The 24,843-nt window shown below is 66.3% G+C and carries 25 protein-coding genes; 13 read left to right on the forward strand and 12 right to left on the reverse strand.

The window, feature by feature from the left end:
* Positions 1-4: 4 nt before the first annotated feature.
* Complete coding sequence (locus WFK61_RS08935) at positions 5-1,048, reverse strand: DUF3616 domain-containing protein (protein WP_336811169.1); 1,044 nt, start codon at positions 1,046-1,048, stop codon at positions 5-7.
* A 176-nt stretch (positions 1,049-1,224) separates the two neighbouring features.
* Between WFK61_RS08935 and WFK61_RS08940 the strand changes: the two genes are divergently transcribed.
* Genes WFK61_RS08940 through WFK61_RS08950 form a run of 3 tightly spaced genes read left to right on the forward strand, consistent with a single transcriptional unit; the run spans position 1,225 to position 2,593 of the window.
* On the forward strand, positions 1,225-1,437 hold the full coding sequence (locus tag WFK61_RS08940; protein WP_336811170.1) for a hypothetical protein: 213 nt from the start codon (positions 1,225-1,227) through the stop codon (positions 1,435-1,437).
* 9 nt (positions 1,438-1,446) lie between these two features.
* Positions 1,447-2,382 (forward strand): dihydrodipicolinate synthase family protein, encoded by a 936-nt coding sequence (locus WFK61_RS08945; protein ID WP_336811171.1) that lies wholly within the window; start codon positions 1,447-1,449, stop codon positions 2,380-2,382.
* Positions 2,383-2,431: 49 nt separating this feature from the next.
* Positions 2,432-2,593: a hypothetical protein gene (locus tag WFK61_RS08950; RefSeq protein ID WP_336811172.1), complete on the forward strand. Its 162-nt coding sequence runs from the start codon at positions 2,432-2,434 to the stop codon at positions 2,591-2,593.
* A gap of 64 nt (positions 2,594-2,657) precedes the next feature.
* Here the strand turns inward: WFK61_RS08950 and aceB are convergent, their stop codons facing one another.
* On the reverse strand, positions 2,658-4,265 hold the full coding sequence (gene aceB / locus WFK61_RS08955; RefSeq protein ID WP_336811173.1) for a malate synthase A: 1,608 nt from the start codon (positions 4,263-4,265) through the stop codon (positions 2,658-2,660).
* A gap of 300 nt (positions 4,266-4,565) precedes the next feature.
* Between aceB and WFK61_RS08960 the strand changes: the two genes are divergently transcribed.
* Positions 4,566-5,843, forward strand: a complete 1,278-nt coding sequence (locus WFK61_RS08960; protein ID WP_336811174.1) for a TadE/TadG family type IV pilus assembly protein — start codon at positions 4,566-4,568, stop codon at positions 5,841-5,843.
* Here WFK61_RS08960 and WFK61_RS08965 read toward each other — a convergent pair.
* From WFK61_RS08965 to ygfZ, 3 genes are read right to left on the reverse strand one after another with little or no spacing between them, the layout of a single operon-like run.
* Positions 5,818-6,447, reverse strand: a complete 630-nt coding sequence (locus tag WFK61_RS08965; RefSeq protein WP_336811175.1) for an HD family hydrolase — start codon at positions 6,445-6,447, stop codon at positions 5,818-5,820. The genes WFK61_RS08960 and WFK61_RS08965 overlap by 26 nt on opposite strands.
* The gene (locus WFK61_RS08970) at positions 6,447-7,091 is read right to left on the reverse strand and encodes a DNA-3-methyladenine glycosylase I (RefSeq protein ID WP_336811176.1); all 645 of its coding nucleotides are present in this window, start codon (positions 7,089-7,091) and stop codon (positions 6,447-6,449) included. Before WFK61_RS08970 ends, WFK61_RS08965 begins: the two co-directional genes overlap by 1 nt.
* Positions 7,088-7,987: a CAF17-like 4Fe-4S cluster assembly/insertion protein YgfZ gene (gene ygfZ, locus WFK61_RS08975; RefSeq protein WP_336811177.1), complete on the reverse strand. Its 900-nt coding sequence runs from the start codon at positions 7,985-7,987 to the stop codon at positions 7,088-7,090. Before ygfZ ends, WFK61_RS08970 begins: the two co-directional genes overlap by 4 nt.
* A gap of 149 nt (positions 7,988-8,136) precedes the next feature.
* On the opposite strand from ygfZ, the gene WFK61_RS08980 reads away from it, so the two are divergent.
* From WFK61_RS08980 to pgm, 5 genes are all read left to right on the forward strand, one after another.
* Positions 8,137-9,477 (forward strand): dihydroorotase, encoded by a 1,341-nt coding sequence (locus tag WFK61_RS08980; protein ID WP_336811178.1) that lies wholly within the window; start codon positions 8,137-8,139, stop codon positions 9,475-9,477.
* A 183-nt stretch (positions 9,478-9,660) separates the two neighbouring features.
* Entirely contained in the window at positions 9,661-10,083 is a 423-nt protein-coding gene (locus WFK61_RS08985) for a YciI family protein (RefSeq protein ID WP_336811179.1), read from the forward strand.
* Positions 10,084-10,156: 73 nt separating this feature from the next.
* Positions 10,157-10,582: a YciI family protein gene (locus WFK61_RS08990; protein ID WP_336811180.1), complete on the forward strand. Its 426-nt coding sequence runs from the start codon at positions 10,157-10,159 to the stop codon at positions 10,580-10,582.
* Between the two features lie 62 nt (positions 10,583-10,644).
* Entirely contained in the window at positions 10,645-11,916 is a 1,272-nt protein-coding gene (locus WFK61_RS08995) for an RNA polymerase sigma factor (protein WP_336811181.1), read from the forward strand.
* 102 nt (positions 11,917-12,018) lie between these two features.
* Entirely contained in the window at positions 12,019-13,677 is a 1,659-nt protein-coding gene (gene pgm / locus WFK61_RS09000; protein WP_336811182.1) for a phosphoglucomutase (alpha-D-glucose-1,6-bisphosphate-dependent), read from the forward strand.
* A gap of 48 nt (positions 13,678-13,725) precedes the next feature.
* On the opposite strand, the gene WFK61_RS09005 is transcribed toward pgm, so the two are convergent.
* The 4 genes from WFK61_RS09005 to WFK61_RS09020 form a co-directional block, all read right to left on the reverse strand.
* On the reverse strand, positions 13,726-14,388 hold the full coding sequence (locus WFK61_RS09005; RefSeq protein ID WP_336811183.1) for a GDSL-type esterase/lipase family protein: 663 nt from the start codon (positions 14,386-14,388) through the stop codon (positions 13,726-13,728).
* Positions 14,389-14,428: 40 nt separating this feature from the next.
* Positions 14,429-15,283 carry an ABC transporter permease gene (locus tag WFK61_RS09010; protein WP_336811184.1) on the reverse strand — a complete coding sequence of 285 codons (855 nt, stop codon included), beginning with the start codon at positions 15,281-15,283 and terminating at the stop codon, positions 14,429-14,431.
* Complete coding sequence (locus WFK61_RS09015) at positions 15,283-16,233, reverse strand: ABC transporter permease (protein WP_336811185.1); 951 nt, start codon at positions 16,231-16,233, stop codon at positions 15,283-15,285. The genes WFK61_RS09010 and WFK61_RS09015 overlap by 1 nt, the downstream gene beginning before the upstream one ends.
* A 64-nt stretch (positions 16,234-16,297) precedes the next feature.
* Positions 16,298-17,878, reverse strand: a complete 1,581-nt coding sequence (locus WFK61_RS09020; RefSeq protein ID WP_336811186.1) for an ABC transporter substrate-binding protein — start codon at positions 17,876-17,878, stop codon at positions 16,298-16,300.
* Positions 17,879-18,026: 148 nt separating this feature from the next.
* On the opposite strand from WFK61_RS09020, the gene WFK61_RS09025 reads away from it, so the two are divergent.
* Positions 18,027-18,944 (forward strand): LysR family transcriptional regulator, encoded by a 918-nt coding sequence (locus WFK61_RS09025; protein WP_336811187.1) that lies wholly within the window; start codon positions 18,027-18,029, stop codon positions 18,942-18,944.
* 112 nt (positions 18,945-19,056) lie between these two features.
* Here WFK61_RS09025 and WFK61_RS09030 read toward each other — a convergent pair whose 3' ends face one another.
* The 3 genes from WFK61_RS09030 to WFK61_RS09040 form a co-directional block, all read right to left on the reverse strand.
* The gene (locus tag WFK61_RS09030) at positions 19,057-20,646 is read right to left on the reverse strand and encodes an ABC transporter substrate-binding protein (RefSeq protein ID WP_336811202.1); all 1,590 of its coding nucleotides are present in this window, start codon (positions 20,644-20,646) and stop codon (positions 19,057-19,059) included.
* A 252-nt stretch (positions 20,647-20,898) separates the two neighbouring features.
* A complete protein-coding gene (locus tag WFK61_RS09035; RefSeq protein WP_336811188.1) occupies positions 20,899-21,105 on the reverse strand; it encodes a hypothetical protein in 207 nt (68 codons plus the stop codon).
* A gap of 390 nt (positions 21,106-21,495) precedes the next feature.
* Entirely contained in the window at positions 21,496-22,188 is a 693-nt protein-coding gene (locus WFK61_RS09040) for a TetR/AcrR family transcriptional regulator (RefSeq protein WP_336811189.1), read from the reverse strand.
* Between the two features lie 245 nt (positions 22,189-22,433).
* On the opposite strand from WFK61_RS09040, the gene WFK61_RS09045 reads away from it, so the two are divergent.
* The 3 genes from WFK61_RS09045 to WFK61_RS09055 form a co-directional block, all read left to right on the forward strand.
* On the forward strand, positions 22,434-23,288 hold the full coding sequence (locus tag WFK61_RS09045; protein WP_336811190.1) for a sugar phosphate isomerase/epimerase family protein: 855 nt from the start codon (positions 22,434-22,436) through the stop codon (positions 23,286-23,288).
* Positions 23,285-24,373, forward strand: coding sequence for a Gfo/Idh/MocA family protein (locus tag WFK61_RS09050; protein ID WP_336811191.1), 1,089 nt, complete (start codon positions 23,285-23,287; stop codon positions 24,371-24,373). The genes WFK61_RS09045 and WFK61_RS09050 overlap by 4 nt, the downstream gene beginning before the upstream one ends.
* Before the next feature lie 115 nt (positions 24,374-24,488).
* Positions 24,489-24,843: ABC transporter permease subunit (locus tag WFK61_RS09055; RefSeq protein ID WP_336811192.1), on the forward strand; the 355-nt coding region annotated here is incomplete at its 3' end.

The raw sequence follows: 24,843 nt of genomic DNA on the forward strand, positions 1-24,843 counted from the left end.
GGGGTCAGCGCAGTTCAAGCGGGAGGCGGTAGGATTCGAAATGCCCGTTCTTCGGGCCGTCATAGCCGATGAGGACCGCGAGGCCCTTGGCATCCGGCGGGAGCACGGTCAGGGATTCGGCCTTGTCGTCGCCGCGGCCGGGCAGGTCGCCCAGAGCTGTCGAGACATCGGGCTTGGCGGGGTCGATCAGCATCAGGGAATAGGGCAGGGCCTGCTCCTGTGCCGGGCCGAGCAGGGCAAGCAGGCGGCCGTCGGGCAGGGGCGCGAGATCGCGGATGCCGCGGTTGCTGCCGGCCGGCAATTCGAAGACGCGCGGCGCCTCCGTCGCGGGCGCTTGGCCCGGCGCGAACAGCGCTTTGAGCGAGGCGCCGACGAGGAAGCCGCGATTGCCGAGCGAGGGCGCGCGCAGGCCGGCCCAGAGGGTATCGCCGAGGATTGCGATGCCTTCGATGTTCAGACCGTTATCGTCCATCAGGCCCCGGCCGAAGAAGGGGGCGGCAGGGCCGGCGGCACGCAGCATGTCGCTCAGGCGATAGGTCAATTCGACCTTGCCGGCAGGGGAGCCTTCCGCATCCACCTTGATCCGGGCGAGATGGAAAGCCGAGAGGCGGAACTCGCCCTTCTTGCGCGAGCAGCCATGCGAGCCCGCGACATAGAAGGCGCCATCGGCATAGGCGACGGCCTCGCCGTCAAGCTCGGCGAAGCGGCCGGGCGCCTTGCAGATGCCTTGCGGCGGCTGGCCGAGCGTATCGGGCGAGGCATTTGCTCCAATGATCGGCAAGGTCGCGTCCGGGGTGATGCGGTTCTCGGCGATGCGGGCGAATTGCGCGAAAGAACCCTCGTCGTTGATCAGCAGGCAGCGCTGCGCGCCGTTTGCGACGGGCATGCAGGCGAGGCCGCTGACATCGCGCGCCGGCTTGCCCGCCTTTTTTGCGGAGAAGTCCCCGAGCGTCCGGAAGCGCTGCTCCGGCGCGAGCGTCGCGGCCTGCGTGAGTGAGGCGCCGAGCAGGCTGGTTACGACGAGCGTGGCGAAGAGGCGGTACCGCATCAGGCGAATCCGGAAGGAGGGGCGCGGATTGAGCGCGCGGGGCCGGCGGATGTCAAAGCGCTGGCGGCGCGATCCCTATGGGATCTTGATGATCCCGCCCCTTGCCTCGTCTCGAACCCCTATGGCGCCGTCCCTAGCTTGTCCGGGCGGCCCTTTGAGGCCGTTCGGGAAACAGGATGATGTTCAGTATCCCTCGTAGATCCTTCGGCGGCCCGCTCCAGTTCCTGGTCGGGCGTGACGCCGAAGGGCATTGGCTCGCCGTCGAGACGCACGGGCGTGGCGGCGGCATCTTCTGCGATCGCGGCGCCGCGCTCCGCTATGCCGTCTTCGAGACCGGGCACCGGGCGCGGGCCGTCCGCGTGACCGCCAAGACGCTCTCGCTGCTCTGAGGCCATGCCATGAACCACTGGCTTCACGGCATGTTCACCGCGCTGGTCACGCCCTTCGACGAGGACGCGATCGACTATGGCGCGCTGGAACGCCTCATCCTCTGGCAGATCGCGCAGGGCGCCGACGGCATCGTGATCGGCACCGCGACAGGCGAAAGCCCGACGCTGAGCGGATCGGAGCGGGAGGCGCTCTGCGCCGGCGCCCGCCAGATCGCCGGCCGGCATTATCCGGTGATCGCCGCCGTCGGCAGCTATTCGACCGCCGGGACGGTGGCCGAGATCGCCGCTGCCGAGAAGGCTGGCGCCTCGGCCCTGCTGCTGCGCATGCCCTATTACAACCGGCCGACGCAGGCGGGGCTTGCGGCCCATGCCTTGGCGGCGGCTGCGGCGACCGGGCTCGAGATCATCCTCGACAATGACCCGGATCGCTGCGGTGTCGAGATCGCGGTGGAGACCTTGCAGCTGCTGGAAGGGGCGCCGAACATCGTCGGCATCCTGGAGCGGCGCGGCGATCTCGTCCGCTGCGACCGGATCGCCCGCATGCGCGACCGCCGCTTCATGCGCCTGACCGGCGCGGCCGAGACCATCCCGTCCTACCTGCTCGCCGGCGGCTGCGGCGCGATCACCAGCGTCGGCAATCTCGCGCCGCATTGGCTGGCGCGGCTGGACAGCGCGGCGCGCTCCGAATTCTACGGGCAGGCGCAGATCCTGCAGCGGCGGCTCGTTCCGTTGCTCGACCTGCTGGCGCGCGAGCCCGATCCGGTTCTGATCAAGCTCGCGCTGTCGATGCTGCATCCGGAGGTCGGCGCCGCCTGCCGCGCGCCGCTCGCGCCGCCGCGCCCGGAATGCGTGCCCCTGCTTTGCGACGCCATCGAGGACCTACCGCATCCACTCGTCGGCATGAAGGCCGCGGCCAACGGCGTGGCGGCGGCCCGCAGGCTCTGAATCCAGAGCGGGCGCGGCACCGCCCGCCGCGAACCATATGGAGGTTTCCATGACCGCAATCGGAACCTATCGCCGCCGCAGGGAAGCGATCTACCGGTCTGTCCCCCGGACATCGGCCGGCGGCTGGAAGGCCGATCTGCTGCACCTGTTCGGCTCGGTCGTCCTGCTCGCCATCCTCATCGGCGCGCGGGTCTGGTGGCATCTGCCGTGACCGCAAAAGGAAAGGGCGCCGCGGTGCCGCGACGCCCTTCCGGTGTCATTGATCCAAGCCGAGTTCAGTTCAGCTTGGCGTAGGCCGGCACGGTGAGGAAATCCTCGAAGTTCGGCGCCAGCGACAGCGTCTCGAACAGCGCGATCGCCTCGGGGAAGCGGCCGTTGCCATAGTTCTCAGCGCCGAGCTCGCCCTTCACGCGCTCCATCTCTTCCGGCAGGCAGCGCTTGAACAGCGCCGCATCGGCTTTGATCCCGCCTTCGAGGTCGACCCCGTACTGGCAGAACTGCCAGATCTGGGCGCGGCTGATCTCGGCGGTCGCGGCGTCCTCCATCATGTTGTAGATCGGCACCGCGCCGCGGCCGCGCAGCCAGGCCTCGATATACTGGACGCCGACGCGGATGTTTTCGCGGAAGCCTTCCTCGGTACGGGTGCCCTGATGGACCTCCAGCAGGTCCTTGGCGCCGATCGAGACGTCATCGCGCTTCTTGTCGAGCTGGTTGGCCTGCGGCATCAGCCGGTTGAAGACCTCCATCGCGACCGGGACGAGGTCGGGGTGGGCGACCCAGGTGCCGTCATGACCGTCGCCGGCCTCGCGCTCCTTGTCGGCCTTGACCTTGGCGAAGGCGGCGGCATTGGCTTCCGGGTTGTTCTTGACCGGGATCTGCGCCGCCATGCCGCCCATCGCGAAGGCGCCACGCTTGTGGCAGGTTTTGATCAGCAGCAGCGAATAGGCGCGCAGGAAGGCTTTGGACATCACGACCTGCGAACGGTCCGGCAGGACATAGGCCTTGTTGCGGGCGAGCTTCTTGATGAAGGAGAAGATGTAGTCCCAGCGGCCGCAATTCAGGCCGGCCATGTGCTCGCGCAGTTCGTAGAGGATCTCGTCCATCTCGAAGGCGGCGGGCAGGGTCTCGATCAGGACGGTCGCCTTGATCGTGCCGGTCTTCAGGCCGAGCGCCGACTGGGCGGCGACGAAGACGTCGTTCCAGAGCCGGGCCTCGAGATGGCTCTCCAGCTTCGGCAGATAGAAATACGGGCCGGAGCCGGCCGCCAGCGCCGCCTTGGCGTTGTGGAAGACATAGAGGCCGAAATCGACCAGCGAGCCCGAGGCCTCCTCTCCGTCGATGATGATGTGCCGCTCGGGCAGATGCCAGCCGCGCGGACGGATGATCAGGACGGCGGGCTTGTCCTTGAGCTTGTAGTCCTTGCCGTTCGTCGCATCGGTGAAGTCGATCTTGCCGGCCCAACGGGCGCGGAGATTGATCTGGCCCTCGATCATATTGGCCCAGACCGGCGAGGAGGCGTCCTCGAAATCGGCCATGAAGACCTTGGCGCCGGAATTCAGCGCGTTGACGATCATCTTGCGGTCGACCGGACCGGTGATCTCGACGCGACGGTCGAGGAGGTCGGCCGGGATCGGCGCGACGGTCCAGTCGCCTTCGCGGATATGCTTGGTTTCGGCCAGGAAGTCCGGCGTCTCGCCGGCATCGAAGCGCTTCTGGCGCTCGGCCCGCAGCGTCAGCAGACGCTTGCGCGTCTCGTTGAAGCGGCGGTGCAGGTCGGCGACGAAGGCAAGGGCCTCGGTGGTGAGTATCTGCTCGAAGCCGGGCTGCAGGGCGCCCTTGACGACGACGCCGGCGGGCAGGGCGAGAGTGGGGGTGTCCGACATGGATGGTCCTCCGATCAGGTTGACGCCATCATTCCGCGAAATCGCTCTTTGCAAAATCCGGAAAAAATGATGATCACTTGTTCAATATTGGAAATTATTCAACTTCCGGGCGGGAAGTTGTTTTTGCACTCAAAAGTTGCATATCTGCTGTGATGAACGCGCAGTAACGTAAGGTCAGCGACTTTCCATTCAAAATGTGCGGATAGGCTCGACTTCCGCAAATCGGTTTCAGCAATTCGTAAGTTCCGGCGGCCAACGCTTCCCAGGTCGAATGCGGCAATTCGGCCCTGGATGAGGCACATGATGAAGTTCGGCTCCCTGCCTGCGATGATCAGGCGCTTCCGCCGGGATCAGCACGGCAACGTGTTGATGATGTTCGGGCTCGCGCTGGTGCCCATGATGGGCGTCGTCGGCGTTGCCATCGACTATTCCCGTGCCAGCAACGCCCGGCAGGCGCTCAATGCGGCGATCGACTCCGCCGCGCTGATGGCGGCGCGTGACGCCCAGAAGCTGACGGATGGGGAGATCCGTGCCCGCATCGACGCCTGGATCAAGGACAATCTGCCGTCCGACGTCAAAAGTGAGTTCACCGGAGCGACGGTGACGATCGACCGCACGGCGCGGACGATCAAGATCGCGGCCGAAGCGAAGGTGCCGACCACCATCTCCCGCGTGCTCGGGCCCACCGAGCTTCCGGTCTCATCCGTCAGCCAGTCGACTTGGGGAACCAACAAGATCGAGCTCGCGCTCGTGCTCGATAATACCGGATCGATGGCGAACTCCAAGAAGATGGAGGCGCTGAAGCAGGCCTCCAAGGACCTGATCAAGATCATGCAGGAGGCGGCGCTCGACGCCGATCAGATCAAGATTTCGATCGTGCCGTTCAACACCCAGGTTCGCGTTGATCGTGGCCTCAAGGACGAAGCGTGGATTCGCTATGGCATGACGCGGAAGATCAATTGCGATCGGTATGGCAATAACTGCACCACGGAGACGCTGACCAAGAGCGTCTGGGCGCAGAGCCATGGCTGCATCGCCGACCGCGACCAGAACTACGACGTCACCGATGCCGGCTCCTACGCCGCCAACGCCCAGCAATATCCTGCGACCTGGTGCAGCCAGAGCTCTCTTGCGGAAATCAAGCCGCTGACATCCAACTGGTCAGCGCTGAATGCCCATATCGACACGATGACGCCGGTCGGCAATACCAACGTCACGATCGGTGCAGTCTGGGGCTGGGCCACGCTATCGACCGAGGCGCCCTTCACCCAGGCCAAGCCTCCGACCGAGCCACAGCTGAAGAAATACATGATCCTGCTGACCGACGGTGACAATACCGAGAACCGCTTCACGACGAACGGCAGCGAGATCGACGCCCGGACGAGCCTCGCCTGCACCGGGGTGAAGAATGCCGGGATCAGCCTCTATACGATCCGCGTGATCGACGGCGATGCGACCCTGCTGAAGAACTGCGCGACCCGGCCGGACATGTATTACGACGTCAAGAACGCCTCGGAACTCAGCCCGATCTTCAAGGCCATCGCCAGCGAGATCAGCGCGGTGCGCCTGACCCAGTAAGCTCGGTCCCGCCGAGCATGGCGAAGCGTGCCAGGAAGCGCGCCTGCGCCGCCTCGGTATCGAGGGGATAGAGCCAGGCAAGGACTTCGGTCGGCAGCGCTTGCGGCCGACCGAAGAATTTCAGGGCCTCCTCGCGTTCGAAGCCGGCGAGGCGCGTCGCCTCGAAGAAGGCGGCGATGGTATCGGCCTCCTTGATCTTCTTCTTCAAAGTCGCCGGCGTCGCTGCCGGCAGGCCGAAACGCAGGTGGATCGCCGCGAGCAGGCGCAGCTCCACGCTCTTGTAGGCGTCGCCCATCACCACCTTGAACGGCGAGATCATGTCGCCGATGACATATTCCGGCGCGTCGTGCAGCAATGCCATCAGGCGCCAGTTCTCGCTCCAGTCCGGATTGAGATGGGCGGCAATCGCCTCGACCAGCAGCGAGTGCTGCGCGACCGAGAAGGAATGGGCGCCACGCGTCTGCCCGTTCCAGCGGGCGACGCGGGCGAGGCCATGGGCGATGTCCTCGATCTCGATATCGAGCGGCGAGGGATCGAGCAGGTCGAGCCGGCGCCCTGAGAGCATGCGCTGCCAGGCGCGGGGCGGTTCGGGCTTGCGAGCCATCAGGCGGCGGGGCGCGTGTCGCGGGCGAGCGCGGCGCATTCGCTCCAGCGGAAGCAGCCGGTCAGGTGGTCGTTGACCAATCCGCAGGCCTCCATGAAGGCGTAGACGATGGTCGGGCCGCAGAAGGTGAAGCCGGCCTTTTTCAGCTCCTTCGAGATCGCTTCGGAGAGCTTCGTCTGTGTCGGCACTTCCCCTTGAGCGCGGTAGCTGTTCTGCAGCACGCGGCCGTCGAGATGTTTCCAGAGGAAATCGGCGAAGGGCTCGCGCTCGCTGATCCTGAGATAGGCCTGCGCGCTCCTGATCGTGCCCTCGATCTTGCCGCGATGGCGGATGATGCCGGGGTCGGCCAGCAGGCGCTGGACATCGGCCTCGGTGAAGCGGGCAACCGCCTCCGGCTCGAAACCGGCGAAGCCGGCGCGGAAGGCGTCGCGCTTCCTGAGGATGGTGATCCAGGACAGTCCGGCCTGGAACCCGTCGAGGATCAGCTTCTCCCAGAGCGCGCGGGAATCATATTCCGGCACGCCCCATTCGGTGTCGTGATAGGCGAGGTAAAGCGGCTCGGTGCCCGGCCAGCGGCAGCGGAATTTGCCGTCCGCGCCCTGGATCGCGATGCGCTCCTCGCTGAGGATGACGGTGTCGCTCATAGGGCAGCTCCTGCGGCGGCGCCGAAGCCGGCCTCGCCGGGAAAGGGGAAGCGGATGAAGCCGGGCTTCTCCGCGAGGTGGAAGGCCAGTCCGCCGCCGAGCGGGGCCGTGCCCGCGGCGAGCGCATCGGCCAGCCGGTCGAGCCGGAGCATGGCGAGCGCACGGCCGTTCGCGGAGGAGCCGATGGTGCCGAGCGGCTTGCCGCCGACTGTCGCCTCGGCGCCGGTCTCGGTCGCGATGCCCTCGTCGAAGACGACCGGCACGACGCGGGTGCGGGCCGTGCCGCGATGCTGCATGCGGGAGACGACCTCCTGGCCGATATAGCAGCCCTTCTTGAAGGAGACGCCGCCGAGCTGGTCGAGCAGCGCCTCATGCGGGAAGGTGTCGCCATAGGCGAAGTCGCGGCCGCCTGCGGGCACGCTGAGCGCGATGCGGCGGGCGTGATAGGCGTCCGGCTCGGCGGTGACGAGCACATCGACGCCCTCGGCATCGGTGATGGCGCGCTGGCCGAGCGCCGGCAGGCGCGGGTCGTCATAGACGAAGCCGGCGTCAGTGGGCAGCGGGGCGCCATCCGCGGAGACGATGACCGCACTGCGCTCGGTGAGGTCTTCAAGCGCCACCTTGGCGCGCAGCTTGTAGAGCTTCAGGCGTTTCATCAGGTCTGCGGTCTGGAGCAGGGGCGTGTCGAGCAGGAAGCCGCCGCCATCATCCGGCGCCAGCGCGAGGACGAAGAAATCGCAGATCATCTTGCCTTGCGGCGTCAGCAGCGCGCCGTAGCCGGCCTGCCCGGGCACGACCGGATCGAGATCGTTGGTCACGAGGTTCTGCAGGAAGTCGCGCGCGTCGTCGCCGCTGACGCGGATGACGCCGCGATCGATCAATCGTGTGGCGGACATGAGGCCGTTCCAGTTCTGGTTTCGGGTCGAGGTCTCGACAGCCGAAAAGGAGACGCTGGCGCCACCCGAAACCTGTTTGGGCTTCCGGGACGACGCGTTGGCCGATAGGTAGGCTGCATCGGTCTTTCACTCAACCGCCGGAGACAGCCATGCCCCAGACCTACGACGTGATCCTCAAGGGCGGCACGGTGGTGAACCAGGATGGCCGCGTCGCGCGCGATGTCGGCGTCACCGGCGGCAAGATCATGGCGCTGGGCGATCTTTCGCAGGCTTCGGCCGGAGAGGTCGTCGATTGCACCGGCCTGCATATCCTGCCCGGCGTAATCGACTCGCAGGTGCATTTCCGCGAACCCGGCCTCGACCACAAGGAGGATCTGGAGAGCGGCTCGCGTTCGGCGGCCCTCGGTGGCGTGACCTGCGTCTTCGAGATGCCGAACACCATTCCGCAGACGACGACGCCCGAGGCTTTGGCCGACAAGATCAGGCGTGGGCGCCATCGCATGCATTGCGACTTCGCCTTCTGGGTCGGCGGTACCCATGAGAACGCCCATGACGTGCCGGAGCTGGAGCGCCTGCCGGGCGCCGCGGGCATCAAGGTGTTCATGGGGTCCTCGACGGGCGATCTGCTCGTCGAGGATGACAGGGGCGTGGCCGAAATCCTGAAGCGCACGCGCCGGCGCGCCGCCTTCCATTCCGAAGACGAGATGATGCTGCGCGAGCGCATGCCGCTGCGCGTGGAAGGCGATCCGTCGAGCCACCCGGTCTGGCGTTCGCCGGAGGTGGCGCTGACCTGCACGAAGCGGCTGGTGCGGATCGCCCGCGAAACCGGCGCGCGCGTCCATATCCTGCATATCTCTACGGCTGAGGAGATGGTGTTCCTGAAGGACCATAAGGACGTCGCGACCGTCGAGGTGCTGCCGAACCATCTGACCCTGGTCGCGCCGGATTGCTACGAGCGACTCGGCACCTATGCCCAGATGAACCCGCCGATCCGCGACGACAGCCATCGCCAGCGCATCTGGTGGGGCGTCGAGCAGGGCATCGTCGACGTGCTCGGCTCCGACCATGCGCCGCATACCCATGAAGAGAAGCATCATGCCTATCCGGCGAGCCATTCCGGCATGCCGGGCGTGCAGACGCTGGTGCCGATCATGCTCGACCATGTGAACGCCGGCCGTCTGACACTGGAGCGCTTCGTCGATCTCAGCAGCGCCGGGCCGCAGCGCATCTTCGGACTGGAGGGCAAGGGCCGGATCGCGGTCGGCTACGATGCGGACTTCACCATCGTCGATCTCAAGCGTCGCGAGACGATCACTAAGGAGTGGAGCGCCTCGAAATGCGGCTGGACGCCCTATGACGGCGTCACCGTCACCGGCTGGCCGGTCGGCACCTTCGTGCGCGGGCTCAAGGTGATGTGGGAGGGCGAATTGACGACCCCGTCGCAGGGCGAGCCGGCGCGCTTCCTGGAGGCGCTGCCGCGCAGCGCCTGAACTGGATCGAGGCCACCCGCGTTCGGCTCTGGATGAGGGCGCGGGCGGCTTCGCAAAAAAAATCGAAAAAAGATTCCCGGCGTTGTCGATTCCGGTCGCGCCCGTTCGACGTGCAGTCAGAGAACGGGTTTCGGCGGCTTTCGCCGGAGCCGCCCGGTTCTCCCAAACCCAAGGAGAATGCCGATGCGAGTGATGGTTCTGGTCAAGGCGAGCAAGGACAGCGAAGCCGGCGTGATGCCGGATCCTGACGTCTTCGCGAAGATGGGTGTCTATAACGAGGAGCTGATCAAGGCCGGTATCCTGCTGGCTGCGGAAGGCTTGCACCCGACCTCCAAGGGCATCCGCATGCGCTTCTCGGGCGGCGAGCGGGCGATCACCGACGGCCCTTTCGCGGAAACCAAGGAGCTGCTGGCCGGCTTCTGGCTCTGGCAGGTGAAATCCTTCGACGAGGCTGTCGAGTGGCTGAAGCGTGCGCCCTTCGACGGCAACACCGAGATCGAACTCAGGCCCGTCTTCGAGATGGAAGAGTTCGGCGAGATGGTAACGCCGGAGCGGCGCGAACGGAAAGAACACCTGCGCGCCGAATTCGAGAAACACGCCGGCTGAGCCGGTTCGATATCCCAAATCCAATTCAACGGACGGTGCAGGCTACGCCCCCGTCTCACAAAGGAGAAAACCGATGCGTTTCATGGTGATGGTCAAGGCGACCCAGGACAGCGAAGCCGGCGCACCGCCGACCCAGGAGCTGCTCGAGGCGATGATGGCCTATAATGAGGAGCTGGTGAAAGCCGGCATCATGAAGGGCGGCGACGGCCTGCAGCCCAGCTCGAAGGGCGCGCGCGTCCAGTTCGACGGCGCCAAGCGCGCCGTCGTCGACGGGCCCTTCGCCGAGACCAAGGAGCTGGTCGCTGGCTACTGGCTCTGGGAATGCGCTTCACTCGACGAGGCGATCGCCTGGGTCAAGCGCTGCCCCAACCCGATGCCCGGCCCGTCCGAGATCGAGATCCGGCCGCTGTTCGAGCTGGCCGATTTCGGCGAGATCGTCACGCCGGAGACCGCGGCGCAGTGGGACCGGCTCAAGGCCGAGTCCGAGGGCCAGGGCTGAGCGATCGACTGCTCGCCAGCGGCCCTTGCCAGCCGATGGGCTGATGGTGTGTATCGCTTTCCATGTCGGGCAGCGATGCACACCGCACCATCGAGACAGTCTGGCGCATGGAGGCGCCCCGGCTGATCGCCGGGCTCGCGCGGCTGACCCGCGATGTCGGCCGCGCCGAGGAACTGGCGCAGGACGCGCTGGTCGCGGCGCTGAAGCAATGGCCCGAAGAGGGCGTTCCGCGCAATCCGGCGGCCTGGCTGATGCAGGTCGCCAAGCACCGCGCGCTCGACACGGCCCGCCACGAGATCATGGCCCGGCGCAAGCAGGACGAGATCGGCCGCGACATCGACAATGAAGGACCGGCGATGCCGGATATCGACGAGGCGCTCGATGACGAGGTCGGCGACGACCTGCTGCGCCTGATCTTCACGGCCTGCCACCCCGTGCTGCCCAAGGAGGCGCGGATCGCGCTGACGCTGCGGCTGCTCGGCGGCTTGACGACGGACGAGATCGCACGCGCCTTTCTGGTGCCGGAGCCGACCATGGCGCAGCGCATCGTGCGCGCCAAGAAGACGCTGAGCGAGGCCAAGGTGCCCTATGAGGTGCCGGCCGGTGCAGAGCTTGGCGAGCGCCTCGCCTCGGTGCTGGAGGTCGTCTACCTGATCTTCAACGAGGGCTATTCGGCCACGGCCGGCGAGGACTGGGTCAGGCCGGGCCTCTGCGAGGAGGCGCTGCGGCTGGGGCGCATCCTGGCGGCGCGGGCGCCTGACGAGCCCGAGGTCCATGGCCTCGTCGCGCTGATGGAATTGCAGGCCTCGCGACTGCGGGCGCGCATCGGTGCCGACGGCGAACCGATCCTGCTGCTCGACCAGAACCGCGCCCGTTGGGACCGGCTCCTGATCGGGCGCGGCCTTGCGGCGCTCGAACGAGCGCAGCGGCTCGCCGGTGCGGCACCCGGCCCCTATCTGCTGCAGGCGGCGCTGGCGGCCTGTCACGCCCGCGCCCGCACGGCCGAGGAGACGGACTGGAAGCGGATCGTCGCGCTCTACACGGTGCTGGGACAGGTGACGCCATCGCCGGTCGTCGAACTCAACCGCGCTGTGGCGGTGAGCATGGCGGACGGGCCGGCGGCGGGGCTCGCTTTGGTCGAGGCGCTCTCCGGCGAACCGGCGCTCAAACGCTATCACCTGCTGCCGGGCGTGCGCGGCGACCTGCTCGCCAAGCTCGGCCGCCATCGGGAGGCGGCAGACGCCTTCGACAGCGCGGTGGCCCTGACGCAGAACGCCCGGGAGCGGCAGCTGATGCAGGACAGGGCTGCCAAGGAACGCGCTGCCGGCGCGTAATGCGCGCCTGTGCCGCGAACCTGTCGCATTCCGTTGCAACTCTGTTCATGCCGGCGTCTATAAGGGATGTCGCGTCCTGACGTGCCTAGAACGAGAGCCTACATGAGCGATTCCGTGAGTCCCCTGGCCGGCAAGCGGCTTGAGCCCGGCCAACTCGTCGACGTGGCGGCCCTCACCAAAGCCTATTACGAGCAGCCCGATCCTTCGCAGCGTTCGCAGCAGGTCGCTTTCGGCACCTCCGGCCATCGCGGCTCGGCTCTGCTGCGCTCGTTCAACGAGGCGCATATCCTCGCCATCGCGCAGGCGCTCTGCCTCTATCGCCGCGAGCAGGGGATCGACGGCCCGCTCTTCCTCGGCATCGATACGCATGCGCTCTCGCGCAACGCCTTCGAGACGGTGCTGGAGGTCTTCGCGGCCAACGGCGTCGCCACGATCATCGACGAGAAGCTCGGCTTCACGCCGACCCCGGTGATCTCGCATGCGATCATCACGCATAATCGCGGCCGGACGGCCGGGCTCGCCGACGGCGTCGTGATCTCGCCCTCGCATAACCCGCCGGCCGATGGCGGCCTGAAATACAACCCCCCGCATGGTGGCCCCGCCGATACCGATGCGACCGGCTGGATCGAGAAGCGCGCCAACGCCTTCCTCGCCGAGAAGCTCGCAGGGGTTCTGCGCATCCCCTACGAGACTGCGCTGAAGAGCGAGCATGTCCACCGGCATGACTACATCACCGGCTATGTCTCGGATCTCGCCAGCGTCGTGGACATGGAGGCGATCCGGCAGGCCGGCGTCGTGATCGGCATCGACCCGCTCGGCGGCGCCGGGCTCGACTATTACCAGCCGATCATCGACCGTTACGGCCTGAACGCGACGATCGTCAGCAAGGAGGTCGATCCGGCCTTCGGCTTCATGACCGCCGACTGGGACGGCAAGATCCGGATGGATTGCTCGTCGCCCTATGCGATGGCGAGCCTGATCGGCATGCGCGACCGTTTCGACGTCGCCTTCGCCAACGATACCGATGCCGACCGGCATGGTATCGTGACGCGCAGCAGCGGGCTGATGAACCCGAACCATTATCTCGCGGCAGCGAGCGCCTATCTCTTCGCCAACCGGCCGGGCTGGCGCGCGGATGCGGCGATCGGCAAGACGGCCGTGTCGAGCGCGATCATCGACCGCGCCGCGGCCAAGCTCGGGCGGAAGCTCGTCGAGGTGCCGGTCGGCTTCAAATGGTTCGTCGACGGGCTGATCTCGGGCAGCTTCGGCTTCGCGGGCGAGGAGAGCGCCGGCGCCTCCTTCCTGCGCATGGACGGCTCGGCCTGGACCACGGACAAGGACGGCATCATCCTCGGCCTGCTCGCCGCCGAGATCACGGCGAAGACCGGCAGCGACCCCGGCGTGCTCTACGGCAAGCTGACGGCGGAGCTCGGCGAGCCCCGCTACGCCCGCGTCGACGCGCCGGCGAGCGCCAGCCAGAAGGCGGTGCTCAAGAACCTGTCGGCCGAGCAGATCGCGACGAAGGAGCTCGCGGGCCAGCCGATCACGGCGATCCTGAGCCATGCCCCGGGCAACGGTGCGCCGATCGGCGGCGTCAAGGTGACGGCGGCGGATGGCTGGTTCGCGGCGCGCCCGTCGGGAACCGAGGAGGTCTACAAGATCTACGCGGAGAGCTTCCGGGACGAGGCGCATCTCGCCGCGATCCAGGAGGATGCGCGACAGATCGTCGGAAAGGCCTTCGCGGCGGCAGGCGCTGCCTGAAGCGCAGCGGCGCTGCCGCATTCTGCGCCGGTCGATCTCAGGCCCGGATCACGCGCCGGCATTCTTCAGGATGCCGGCGATGACACTGGCCCAGAGCGTGTAGCCGGACGCATTCAGGTGCACGCCGTCGGCCTCGTAGTAGCGCCCCATCGGGCGGCCGTTCCTTCCGATCAGACAGCTGCCGACATCGACATATCCGCCTGGGTCGTCCTTCGCGCAGCTTCGCTGGAGTATGGCGTTGAAGGCATCGAACTCCCCGGCATAGATCCAGCGCGCGGGGCTGTGCTTGATCGAGAGGCGGTGGATCGGGACCGGGCCGAACCTGTCTCTCAGCCGGTCGACCAGCCGCTCCAGCGCTTCGAAGGCCGTGCGCGCATCGAGCCCGTCATTGGCGATGTCGTTCTCGCCGAAATAGAGCAGGATGCATCCGGGCTCGACGAGGCCGAGCAGGCTGTCGCAATAACGCAGGCCGCTCTCGGCGGTCGCTCCGCCAAAGCCGAGATTGGCGATCTCGAGGGAGCCCAGATCCTCGGCCATGCGGTGCCAGTAGCGGAAGGACGACGAGCCGAAGAAGACGACGGGCTTGCCGGCGAAGCGCCGGCGCATGATCTGCCCGCGGACCGCGAGCACGTCGTCGTCGTAGCGCGTGGTGCTCCATTCCGCCGGCAGGAGCTGTTCCGCAGGGGTATCGGTCGAAGGATGCCGGTTCACGGAACGGGCCTCATGAGCGGGAGCGGCAAGCGGGGTTTCATCAGGCTCTCCGTCCGGAGAGGCGCGGGTCGATGCGCTCGCGCAGCGCGTCGCCGAGCAGGTTGATCGCGATCACCAGCAGCGACAGGAAGAGGCCGGGAAAGGCGATGACCCATGGCGCGGCGCGGAAGAACTGCCGGCCGCCGGCCATGACATTGCCCCAGCTCGGAAGGTCAGGCGAGATGCCGACGCCGATGAAGCTGAGAATGGCCTCGGCGAGGATCGCGGAGGCGCAGACGAAGGTCGCCTGCACGATCAGGGCCTCCGTCGCGTTCGGCAGGACATGCCGCAGCAGGATGCGCGGCGTGCCCGCTCCGCTGGCGATGGCCGCATCGACATAGGGCATCTCGCGCAGGCTGAGCACCACGCCGCGCATGAGCCGCGCCGTGCGCGGGATTTCGGGAATGCTGATCGCGATCATCACGGTCGCAAGCCCGCCGCCGAGGAGCGAGGCGAGCGCGATCGCCAGCAACACGCCGGGGATCGCCATGAGGCCGTCCATGATGCGCATCAGCACCGTGTCGGCCATCCGCAGATAGCCCGCCACGAGCCCGATGAGCCCGCCCGCGACCAGGGTCAGCATCGAGACGCCGAGCCCGACCATGATCGAGGTCCGGGCGCCCGACAGCGTGCGGACGAAGATGTCGCGACCGAGATTGTCCGTGCCGAACCAATGGGCCGCGCCCGGCGGCTGCAACGCCTCGCCCATATTCAGGTCGTTGCTGTAGCCCAGAAGCGGCGGGGCCAGCAGGGCGCAGGCGGCAATGGCCGCGACGATGGTGAGGCTCAGGGTGATCGCGACCGTCGAGGCCTTGAAGGAGCGGCCGGCGCGAGCTGGCAGGGGCAGGGCGCTCATCAGCGGGAGCCCTGCCGGATGCGAGGATCGAACAGCGCGTAGCTGAGATCGACGAGGACGTTCACGACGACGAGGACAAAGGCGAAGACCAGCATCACGCCCTGCACGACCGGATAGTCGCGCGACAGGATGGCATCGACCGTCAGCCGCCCGATGCCTGGGAGGTTGAAGACGGATTCGGTCACTACGACGCCCCCGAGCAGGGCCGCGAAGGATGTGCCGATCACCGTCACCACGGGCACGCCGATATTCTTCAGCGCATGCGTCGCGATCACGCGGTTCTCCGGCAGACCCTTCGCCCGCGCGGTGCGGATATAGTCTTCGGAGAGCACGTTGAGCAGCGTTGCCCGTGTAATGCGGGCGACCAGGGCCGCGAACAGCAGGGTGAGCGCCGCGGTCGGTAGCACGAGGCTGCGCAGGCTGTTCCAGAGGCCGCTGGCGAGCGGCCGGTAGCCCTGCACCGGCAGCCAGCCGAGCTCGATGGCGAAAAGCTGCATCAGCGCGTAGCCGATCACAAAGACGGGAATCGAGAAGCCGGCGACCGACAGCACCATCACGACATAGTCGGTCGTCAGGCCAAGCCGACGGGCGGCGAAGACGCCGGCGGGAACCGCGACGAGCACCGACATCAGCGTGGTGGTCAGCGCCAGCATCAGGGTCGGCTCGGCCCGCTGCAGGATCATCATCGCGACCGGCCGGCCGGAATAGACGGATACGCCGAGGTCGAACTGGGCGAGCTGGCGCAGATAGATCAGGAACTGGACGACCAGAGGCTGGTCGAGATGCAGCCGCTGGCGGATCTGCGCGATCTGTTCGGCGCTGGCATTGTCGCCCGCCATGGCCGCCGCAGGGTCGCCCGGACCGATATGCAGGAGCATGAACACGGTGACCAGCACCGTCAGCATGACGGGCAATGTCGCCAGGAGCCGCGAAATCAGGAAGCGCGCCATAGACGGACCTTGAAGGCACGGGCCGGGGCTCTCGCCCCGGCCCGCCAGCCGGTAGCAGGATGGTTCAGTCGGACTTGCGGACGTTCCAATAGGTCAGGATCGGCCCGGGAACGAAACCCGACACCGGCTTGCGCCAGGCCGAGATGTCGTTGAACTGCCCGAGCGGGATATAGGTCACGATCTCGTTCGAGCGCGCCTGCATCTCCACCGCGATCGCCTTGCGCGCGGCTTCGTCTGAGGCCAGGAGGAATTTCTGCCAGAGCTCCTGCAGGGGCTTGTCGCAGGGCCAGCCGATGAAGGCCTTCTCGCAGGCGCCGGTGACATAGGGATTGGTCAGCGGATCGATCAGCGCATCGCCAGCGAAGCCGGTGATGAAGACGTTCCAGCCGCCCTGCTTCGGCGGGTTCTTGTTGGTGCGGCGGGTGAACATCGTCGCCGTGTCCATCTGCACGTCGTCGACGGTGAAGCCGGCCTTGCGCATCGAATTCACCATCACCGTGCCGATGTCGCGCTGGGCTTTGGAATCCATGGGGTGGAGATAGACGATCGGCGTGCCGTCGTAGCCGGCCTCCTTCAGCAGGGCTTTCGCCTTCTCGAAATCCTGCTTCATGAAGCGCTCGCTGCCGATATCGGTCTCGTAGGGGCTGCCGCACATGAACAGCGCCGGGCAGAGCTGGTAGAGATCCTTGCGAGGGCCGAAGAGGGCCTGCATCGAGTCAGACTGGCTGATCGCATATTGCAGCGCCTGCCGGATCTTGACGTTGTCCATCGGCGGCTGGGTGTGGTTGATCACCACCTGAAAGTTCTTGCCGAGGATGGGCGCCTTGGCCAGCTGGATCGATTTGTCCTTCTCCAGCACCGGCAGCATCTCGGAGGGGATCTCGACGGCGTAGTCGATCTCGCCGGCGAGCAGCGCGTTCACCGCGCTGAGGTCGTCGCTGAACTGGACGCGCTCGATGCGATCGACCCCGGCGATCTTGGCGCCGGCGAGAGCGCTCGGCTGCTCGCCGCGCGGCTTGTAGCCGGCATGTTTCGCGACCACGAACTTCACGCCCGGCACCCATTCGTCCGGCAGCAGCTTGAACGGGCCGGAGCCGACGAACTCCTTGAGCTCGGTCGTCGCGGGCGTTTTGGCCAGCCGTTCCGGCATGATGAACAGCGGATAGGCGGTCATGCGGGCGAAGCCGTCGATGACGCGGGCGAAGGGCTCCTTCAGCCGCAGTTCGAAGGATGTCGCATCGATCGCCTTCATGCCGTCGAGGCGCTTCTCGATCTCGGCGCCGAGGCTGTCCTTCTTCATCCAACGCTCGATGGAGGCGATGCAGTCCGCGCTGGTGACGGGCTTGCCGTCATGGAAGGTCAGGCCGTCGCGCAGCTTGAAGCTGTAGGTCCGGCCGTCCGCGGAGAGTTGGTGGCTCTCGACCATCTGAGGCTGGGCCCGATAGTTGGCATCCAGCGAGAACAGCGTGTCGTAGATCAGGTAGGCCATGTCCCGGACCGGGTAGGCCGAGGTGAAGAGCGCATCGAGCTGCTTGATGTCGCCGGTATTCTTGATCCTGAGCACGGTTTCGGCGCGGGCCGGAGCCATCGCCGCCGCAAGACAGAGCGCCCCGGCCAGCCCGGCCGTGATGACGGTTCTCAACATCGCTTTCCTCCGGACGTTTCCCGTGCCGCCCGGTACGCGCCGGACATGTCATTGCTGCCGAAGCTAGCGAAGCCTTTCATTTGGACATAGGGCCGGAGTTGTGTTTCAGATATAGCATAATGTTATATCCGGGGCATGTGAGGCCCGCGTGAAGCTCCGCCAGCTCAAGAATTTCCTGATCATCGCCGAGACGGGCAGCCTGATGAAGGCCGCCATGCATCTGGGCGTGGCGCAGCCGGCCCTGAGCCGGGACCTGCGGCTGCTCGAGGAGGAGCTTTCGACCCGCCTCTTCCATCGCGACGGACGCGGCGTCTCGCTGACGCGTGACGGCGCGGCATTCCAAGCCGCGATCGCCCCGCATGTCGCCGGGCTCGACCTTGCCAAGCAGGCCCTGCTCGGCCGGCGTGCCGGCCATGGCGGCTCGATCCGCCTCGGCTGGACCGGCACGATCAGCATCCCGCTGGCGACGCCGATCATCTCGGCCTTTACCCAGCGCTTTCCCGAGGTCGAATTGCATGCGCGGGGCGGGTCGAGCCTGCAGATCGCGGAATGGGTCGCGCGCGACGAGATCGATATCGGCATCTTCAATTCGGAACGCCCGGCATCCGGAGCGCTGGTCGAGACCCTGACGCTGACGCGCCTGTTCCATGTCGCGCGGGCCGAAAGCGCAATGGCCCCGACCATTGCCTTCAGGGAGGCTGCCGCCGTGCCCCTGTTCGTCCACAGCCGGCAGAACGCGCTCGGGCGCATCGTCGCGGCCTGCGCGCGCGATCATGACGTGCCCTTGAAGATCTATGCCGAGGTCGACGATTTCCTCGCCGTGCGCCCGATGATCGAAGAGGGGCGGGCGGCCGCGATCGTGCCGCGAAGCCTCCTGTCCGGCGGAGACCCGGCGCGGCTCGCCGTGAGGCGCGTGACGGACCCGGACATGACGCTGTATTTCCACCTGGCGGTGTCGAAGATCAAACGCAGCAGCCCGATCGTTCTCAGCCTCGCCGACACGATCCGGTCCGAGGTCCGGCGCGCGATCCAGGCCGGGGAGTTCGACGGCGAACTCCCGGCTTGAGCAGTCCTGCCGGCGTCGCGGCCGTTCGCCGCGCTGGGCGTCGGTTCCGGCGCTCGATGCGGACAAGCCTATGCCGCCGCACTGTCGCGCGGCGGCATAGGCTCAGGACGGCTTACTTCGCCGCGGGCGAGGAGGCGTCGACCCAGAGGTTCTCGTAGCGCTGCAGCCCAAGCTCGGTCGAATTCGGCTGGAGGCCGTGCAGCCAGGGCTGATAGGCCATGACCGCCTTGTTGTAGTTGAAGAACCAGACCGGAGCTTCTTCCTGCAGGAAGTTGTTCGCCTTCTTCAGCAGCTCGAGCTGTTTGGCCGGATCGGTCTCCGCCGAGGCGTCGTCGATCAGCTTGTCATAGGCCGCGTTCTTGAAGGTGTTGTAGTTGCACGACGTGCGCAGCGTCGAGGAGTGGAAGCACTTCAACGCCGTCAGGGAATCCGGGCCGGACGGGTTCGACCACATCGCGGCCTGGAAACCGCCGCTGGTGACGACGCCGCCGACCGCGGAGGTCTCGACCGGCTTGACCTTCACCTTGATGCCGACCTTGGCGAGCATGGGAATCGTCGCTTCGGCGATCGGGATGCCCCAGCTCTCGTTCGGCGTTGCCGTCCATTCGAACTCGAAGCCACCAGGATAGCCGGCCTCAGTCAGCAGCTTCTTGGCCTTCTCCGGATCGTAGGCGTAGGGCTTGGCGTCCTTGTCGAAGGCCGGCGAGGAGAGCGGCAGCCAGCCCACCGCGCGATAGGCCTTGTCGCGGACGAGACGCTTGATGATCAGCTCGCTGTCGATGGCGTGGTTGATCGCCTGGCGCACCCGCTTATCGGAGAAGGGCTTGAAGGACGGGTTCATGGCCATGTTGCGGGTGAAGACCTCCGCAACCTCCAGAAGGCCCTTCGAGAGGTTCGGGTCGGCCTTGTAGGCGACATACTGGGCCGAGCCGAGGATCGAGGCGTCGATCTCCTTGTTGCGGAAGGCGACATCGCGCGCAGCCGCCTCGCCCATCGGCGAGATCACCAGCCTGTCGGCATAGGGCTTGCCGGGCTGATGGTATTTCTCCCAGCGCTCGAAGACCATGCGCGAGCCGGGAACGTGCTCGACGAACTTGAAGGGCCCGAGGCCGATCGGCTTGTTGAAGAAGTCCGGCGCCTGCGCCTCCTTGGCCGGCATGATCGCGGTCTGGCCCTGGAACAGGAAGTAGCCGGGATCGGCCCTGTCCGTCAGCGTCACCTCGATGGTGAAATCGTCGATCTTCTTGAGGCCGGAAATCTCCTTGGCCTGCCCCTTCTGCACATCGGTCGCGCCGGCGATGCGGGCGATATAGCGCGCGCCGGGATAGTTCTTCGCGCCATCCATGATCCGCGTATAGGACCAGATCACATCGTCGGCGGTCATCTTGCGGCTGTTATGGAAGAAGGCGTCGTCACGCAGCTTGTAGGTATAGGTCTTGCCGTCAGCGGAGACCGCGACGCTCTTGGCGAGGTCGAGTTCCGGCTTGCTGTTCTTGGCATCCCATTTGTAGAGCATGCTGTGCAGCGCATAGCTGAAGATCTCGTCCTGAACCCCCAGCGAGACATGGCTGTCATTGCTGACGAAGGACGCACCATAAGGCGCCGTGAAGCGGATCGTTCCGCCCCGGCGCGGCTCCTGCGCCTGTGCCGATACCGTAAAGGCCGCCAGCGTCAGCGCGGTGGCAAAGGCCAACTTCTCCAACAACACGATCGTTCCTCCCGTTTATCCGCTCCGGCTGATCCGGAGTTGTTTGCTTTCAATTGGAGCGACAACGCTTTGCCGCGCTTGCTCTCCCCGGCATGGTCAAATCCGGTCGCGGCGGAGTTCCGGAAAGAGCCTTCAGGCGGCGGCCTCTGGATGGGAAAATGGCTTGCGGCCGACCGGGGCCGCCGACCTCCTGATCGGCCCATTCGCATCGATGGCGATCGTGCCGGGCAAGCGGTTGAGCATGGTTCAAACGGTGAGTGGCGATGAGGCCGGATCGCGCGACGTCACCCCGATCCGCTGGTTCATCTCGCCATGGACGGCAGCGTAGTCGGGCCGAGCCAGGATCGCGGCCGTGCAGGTGGGCGAAGCCCTTTCAGTCAAATGCAGGTCGAGACCGAAATGCGCGCATTGGCCGTTGTCGGCAGCCAGGAAGAACTTCACCCGCTGGGCCACGTTTCGCTCCCGGTCCGTCGGCGATCTTCACCTAACTCTGGGGCAGCTGAGCATTGCCGTCTATTTCAAACTATGGAACGAACCATTGCCGAAATGAGAATGGAGGGACGCTATATTGCGCTCGCCGATCCTGCCGCGCGGCATGATGTCGGTCGGATCGCTTCGGCGGGGCATGATCGGGGCAACTGTCCGCGCAGGCGGGTCAGCGCCATGGCTTTGAGCGCGATCAGCGAGGTCTTCTGAGCGAAGTGCGCCATGTGCGGACGCGAGAAGCTGCCCAAAGCCGGACGCCGCTGCTGCCTCGCCTCAAACTGTCTCGGTCTGTCGTGGGCATCGATTCCGGCTCATGAGCACGTCGGAATGTGCGGCGGGAACGCGCTCGGGTTCCGGTCAAACCATACCATCCAGGCCCTCGCCGTCGTCACGTACATAGCGCCAGAGCAGCTCGGCGATTTCCGCACGCCGGCGGGCTTTGGCTTCCGATGACGACATATCCCAGTGGAACTGCGCCTCGAAGGTATGCCGGTTGGCCACCGAAAAGATCGACAGGGCGTTCAGCGTCGCGTGGAGCGCGAGCGCGTCGATGCCGGAGCGGATCACCCCGAGATCGCGGCCCTTCGCAAGCATGCGCTCGATCTGGCCGATGACCGGCCGTGTCATCTGGGACAGCTTCTCGCTGCGCTGGATATGGCGGCCGCGATGGATGTTCTCGATGGCGACCAGCCGGACGAATTCCGGATTGGCTTGGTGAAAGTCGAAGGTGAATTCGGCCAGCCTGCGGATTGCGGCCTCGGGCTCCAGCGCATCGAGATGAAGGTCTTCTTCCGCGGCGCGCATCTTGCCGTAGGCCATCTCCAGGACGGCTCTGTAGAGCTCTTCCTTTGAGTTGAAATAGTAGAAGATCAGCCGCTTGGTGATGTTGGCCCGCGCGGCGATCGCGTCGGCATTCGCGCCGAGCAGCCCGTTCTCCGCGAACTCCTCGAAGGCGATCTGCAGGATCTCGCCCTTCGTCTTTTCGCGGTCACGCCGGCGAACGGGCGCGTCATCGCTTCGCGCCGGCGCCTTCGTCTCGACTGGCTTCATGCCCTCTCCCAGCATTCTCCGCGCCCAGGCCGGAGCGCCTCACCTCCCTTAGCCGATTCAACGCCACTTGACATCAATTAACCCACTGGGTAGTTATTTCGTAATTATCCCACAGGTTAATAATGGGGAGGAAACATGACCGCCTCGATGCGTCCTCGAACAGCTTCGGCGCTCGCCCTCGCGTTGCTTGCAGGGCAGCCCGGTAGGGGATTGTCCCTCAAGCGACTGCAGCCCGGCCTGCGTCGATGACCGATCTCGGCCTTGCCCATCTGACGGCGCTGGAGCTGCCTCCGCTGGATCTGGCCAGGGAGGCGGCGAGGGCCGGCTTCCGATCGATCGGCTTGCGCGTCCATCCGGCGCTGACGGGCGGCATCGCCTATCCGCTCAAGGCCGGGACGCAGGCGCAGCGCGAGCTTGCCGCACTCTTGAGATCCGAAGGTCTGCGCCTGAACGAGATCGAGTTCGTGCAGATCACGCCGGAGATCGACGTCCCGTCCTTTGCGCCGATGTTCGAAGCCGGTGCTGAGCTCGGAGCGGCGGCCGTGACGGTATCCGGCGATGATCCCGAGAGCGCGCGGCTGGCAGCCAATTTTGCCGCCTTCTGCGATCTCGCGGGTGGCTTCGGCCTGCGCGTCGATCTGGAGTTCATGCGCTGGCGTGCCGTCGGAACCCTGACGCAGGCTCTGGCGATCCTGCGTCAGGCGGGGGCGGCGAATGCGGCCGTGCTCGTCGACGCGTTGCATCTCAGCCGGTCGGGGGGCAGCCCTGCCGACCTTGAGACGGTTCCCGCGGATTGGCTGCGCGCTGCCCAGCTCTGCGATGCCGCCGCGACCATGCCCGCCAGCGATGCAGCCGCTATCGACGAGGCGCGCGAGGGGCGGCTTCCACCGGGCGAAGGCAGCTTGCCTCTCGGCGCCTTGCTGCAGGCGCTCCCGGCCGATGCCGCGCTCAGTGCCGAACTGCCCATGCGTGGGCGCGATGCCTCTTCGCGCATCGCAATCGCCCACGAAGCGACGCAGCGCCTGCTTCGCGGCCTTCCGGATGGCGCAGCAGGGAAGGCCGCGAGCGGGCTGCAAGATGAGGGAGCCGCACAGGCATGAGTAACATCGCAATCGGCGTCATCGGCGCGGGGCTGATCGGACGCAAGCATCTGGCGCAAATCGCCGATCATCCCGATTTCGACCTTGTCGGGATCGCGGACGTCAATGCCGAGCAGGTCGCGGCCCAGCATCCGGGCGCGCGCGTCTTCGCCGACTACCGCCGGATGCTGGACGAGGCGCGGCCGGAGGCCGTGATCATCGCCTCGCCCAACCAGCTTCATGCCGAAAACGGCATCGAATGCGCGCGGCGTGGCATCCATATCCTGATCGAGAAGCCGGTGACCGACACGCTGGAATCGGCGTCCGCGCTGATCGCCGAGCTGCGCAAGGCTGGTATCCGGTCCCTCGTCGGGCACCATCGGCGCCATCACAGGCAGGTTCAGGCGCTGCGCGCGCTGCTGGGCGAGCGCCGGATCGGCAATCTCGTCGGCGTCTCGGCGATCTGGGCGGCCTACAAGCCGGATGCCTATTTCGCGGTGGCGCCCTGGCGGATGCAAGCCGGGGGCGGGCCGATCCTGATCAACCTGATCCATGAGATCGACTTCCTGCGCTTCGCGATCGGCGAGATTACCTCGATCGGTGCTTTGACCTCCAATCGCCAGCGCGGTTTCGCCGTCGAGGATTCCGCAGCCGCGCTGCTCGCCTTCGAGAATGGGGCGATCGGCACCTTCCTCGCCAGCGACAGCGCCGTCTCGCCCTGGACGACCGAGCAGGGCGTCGGCGAGGCAGTCGAGTTCCCGTTCAGCGGCGAGAGCAGCTATCGCTTCATCGGCAGCAGTGGGGCGCTGGAGTTCCCGAACCTGGTGCACTGGTCGCAGGCCGATGGCGCGCAGGACTGGAACCGGCCGGTCCAGGCGCAACGCCTGCACGCGCCGACGATCGATCCCTATCGCGCCCAGCTCGACCATTTCCGCGACGTGATCCGTGGCACGGCGCCATCCCTGCAGAGCGTCGAGGACGGCGCCCGGACACTGGTCGCGACGCTCGCCGTGATCGAGGCCGCGGCGACCGGCCGGCGCATCGATCTGGGCGAGCGTTACGAAGCGCTGCTCGACGCCTCGGCACAGCGCCGCAAGGCGCCCTGAGAACCGGAACCAGCAACGGAAGGCAATCGAGAGAAGCGAGAGCAGCAGACCAGCGACGACATGACGAGCACGCCAGTCGAACCCGGAAAGAGGTTCGCGGAGGGGAGGCGACATCTTGAGCTACAGATTCGATTTCGGCCCGGTCACAGCGCATTTCGGCGAGCTTCTATGGGGCTGCCTCGGCACCTTCACGCTCGCCCTTGCCGGCATGGCACTGGCCATCGTCATCGGTGTCGGCGGTGTGGTCCTGCGCGACTCGAAGGTCGCCCCAGTCCGCTGGCTGGTGAAGGCCTTCGTCGAGGTGATCCGCAACACGCCCTTCCTGGTCCAGATCTTCTTCATCTATTTCGCCTTGCCGCTGGCGGGCCTGAGGCTCGACCCGACGCCGACCGCGATCATCGCGCTCGGCATCAATGGCGGCGCCTATGCGATCGAGATCATCCGCGGCGGCGTCCAGTCGATCGGCAAGG

It is taken from the genome of Allobosea sp. MMO-172, assembly GCF_037147855.1.
GTDB lineage: Bacteria > Pseudomonadota > Alphaproteobacteria > Rhizobiales > Beijerinckiaceae > Allobosea.

Excerpts from the sequence above, each read along its gene's own strand:
- WFK61_RS08935 (WP_336811169.1), bottom strand. The coding sequence starts at position 1,048 with ATGCGGTACCGCCTCTTCGCCACGCTCGTCGTAACCAGCCTGCTCGGC.
- WFK61_RS08940 (WP_336811170.1), top strand. The coding sequence starts at position 1,225 with ATGATGTTCAGTATCCCTCGTAGATCCTTCGGCGGCCCGCTCCAGTTC.
- WFK61_RS08945 (WP_336811171.1), top strand. The coding sequence starts at position 1,447 with ATGAACCACTGGCTTCACGGCATGTTCACCGCGCTGGTCACGCCCTTC.
- WFK61_RS08950 (WP_336811172.1), top strand. The coding sequence starts at position 2,432 with ATGACCGCAATCGGAACCTATCGCCGCCGCAGGGAAGCGATCTACCGG.
- aceB (WP_336811173.1), bottom strand. The coding sequence starts at position 4,265 with ATGTCGGACACCCCCACTCTCGCCCTGCCCGCCGGCGTCGTCGTCAAG.
- WFK61_RS08960 (WP_336811174.1), top strand. The coding sequence starts at position 4,566 with ATGATGAAGTTCGGCTCCCTGCCTGCGATGATCAGGCGCTTCCGCCGG.
- WFK61_RS08965 (WP_336811175.1), bottom strand. The coding sequence starts at position 6,447 with ATGGCTCGCAAGCCCGAACCGCCCCGCGCCTGGCAGCGCATGCTCTCA.
- WFK61_RS08970 (WP_336811176.1), bottom strand. The coding sequence starts at position 7,091 with ATGAGCGACACCGTCATCCTCAGCGAGGAGCGCATCGCGATCCAGGGC.
- ygfZ (WP_336811177.1), bottom strand. The coding sequence starts at position 7,987 with ATGTCCGCCACACGATTGATCGATCGCGGCGTCATCCGCGTCAGCGGC.
- WFK61_RS08980 (WP_336811178.1), top strand. The coding sequence starts at position 8,137 with ATGCCCCAGACCTACGACGTGATCCTCAAGGGCGGCACGGTGGTGAAC.
- WFK61_RS08985 (WP_336811179.1), top strand. The coding sequence starts at position 9,661 with ATGCGAGTGATGGTTCTGGTCAAGGCGAGCAAGGACAGCGAAGCCGGC.
- WFK61_RS08990 (WP_336811180.1), top strand. The coding sequence starts at position 10,157 with ATGCGTTTCATGGTGATGGTCAAGGCGACCCAGGACAGCGAAGCCGGC.
- WFK61_RS08995 (WP_336811181.1), top strand. The coding sequence starts at position 10,645 with ATGTCGGGCAGCGATGCACACCGCACCATCGAGACAGTCTGGCGCATG.
- pgm (WP_336811182.1), top strand. The coding sequence starts at position 12,019 with ATGAGCGATTCCGTGAGTCCCCTGGCCGGCAAGCGGCTTGAGCCCGGC.
- WFK61_RS09010 (WP_336811184.1), bottom strand. The coding sequence starts at position 15,283 with ATGAGCGCCCTGCCCCTGCCAGCTCGCGCCGGCCGCTCCTTCAAGGCC.
- WFK61_RS09015 (WP_336811185.1), bottom strand. The coding sequence starts at position 16,233 with ATGGCGCGCTTCCTGATTTCGCGGCTCCTGGCGACATTGCCCGTCATG.
- WFK61_RS09020 (WP_336811186.1), bottom strand. The coding sequence starts at position 17,878 with ATGTTGAGAACCGTCATCACGGCCGGGCTGGCCGGGGCGCTCTGTCTT.
- WFK61_RS09040 (WP_336811189.1), bottom strand. The coding sequence starts at position 22,188 with ATGAAGCCAGTCGAGACGAAGGCGCCGGCGCGAAGCGATGACGCGCCC.
- WFK61_RS09045 (WP_336811190.1), top strand. The coding sequence starts at position 22,434 with ATGACCGATCTCGGCCTTGCCCATCTGACGGCGCTGGAGCTGCCTCCG.
- WFK61_RS09050 (WP_336811191.1), top strand. The coding sequence starts at position 23,285 with ATGAGTAACATCGCAATCGGCGTCATCGGCGCGGGGCTGATCGGACGC.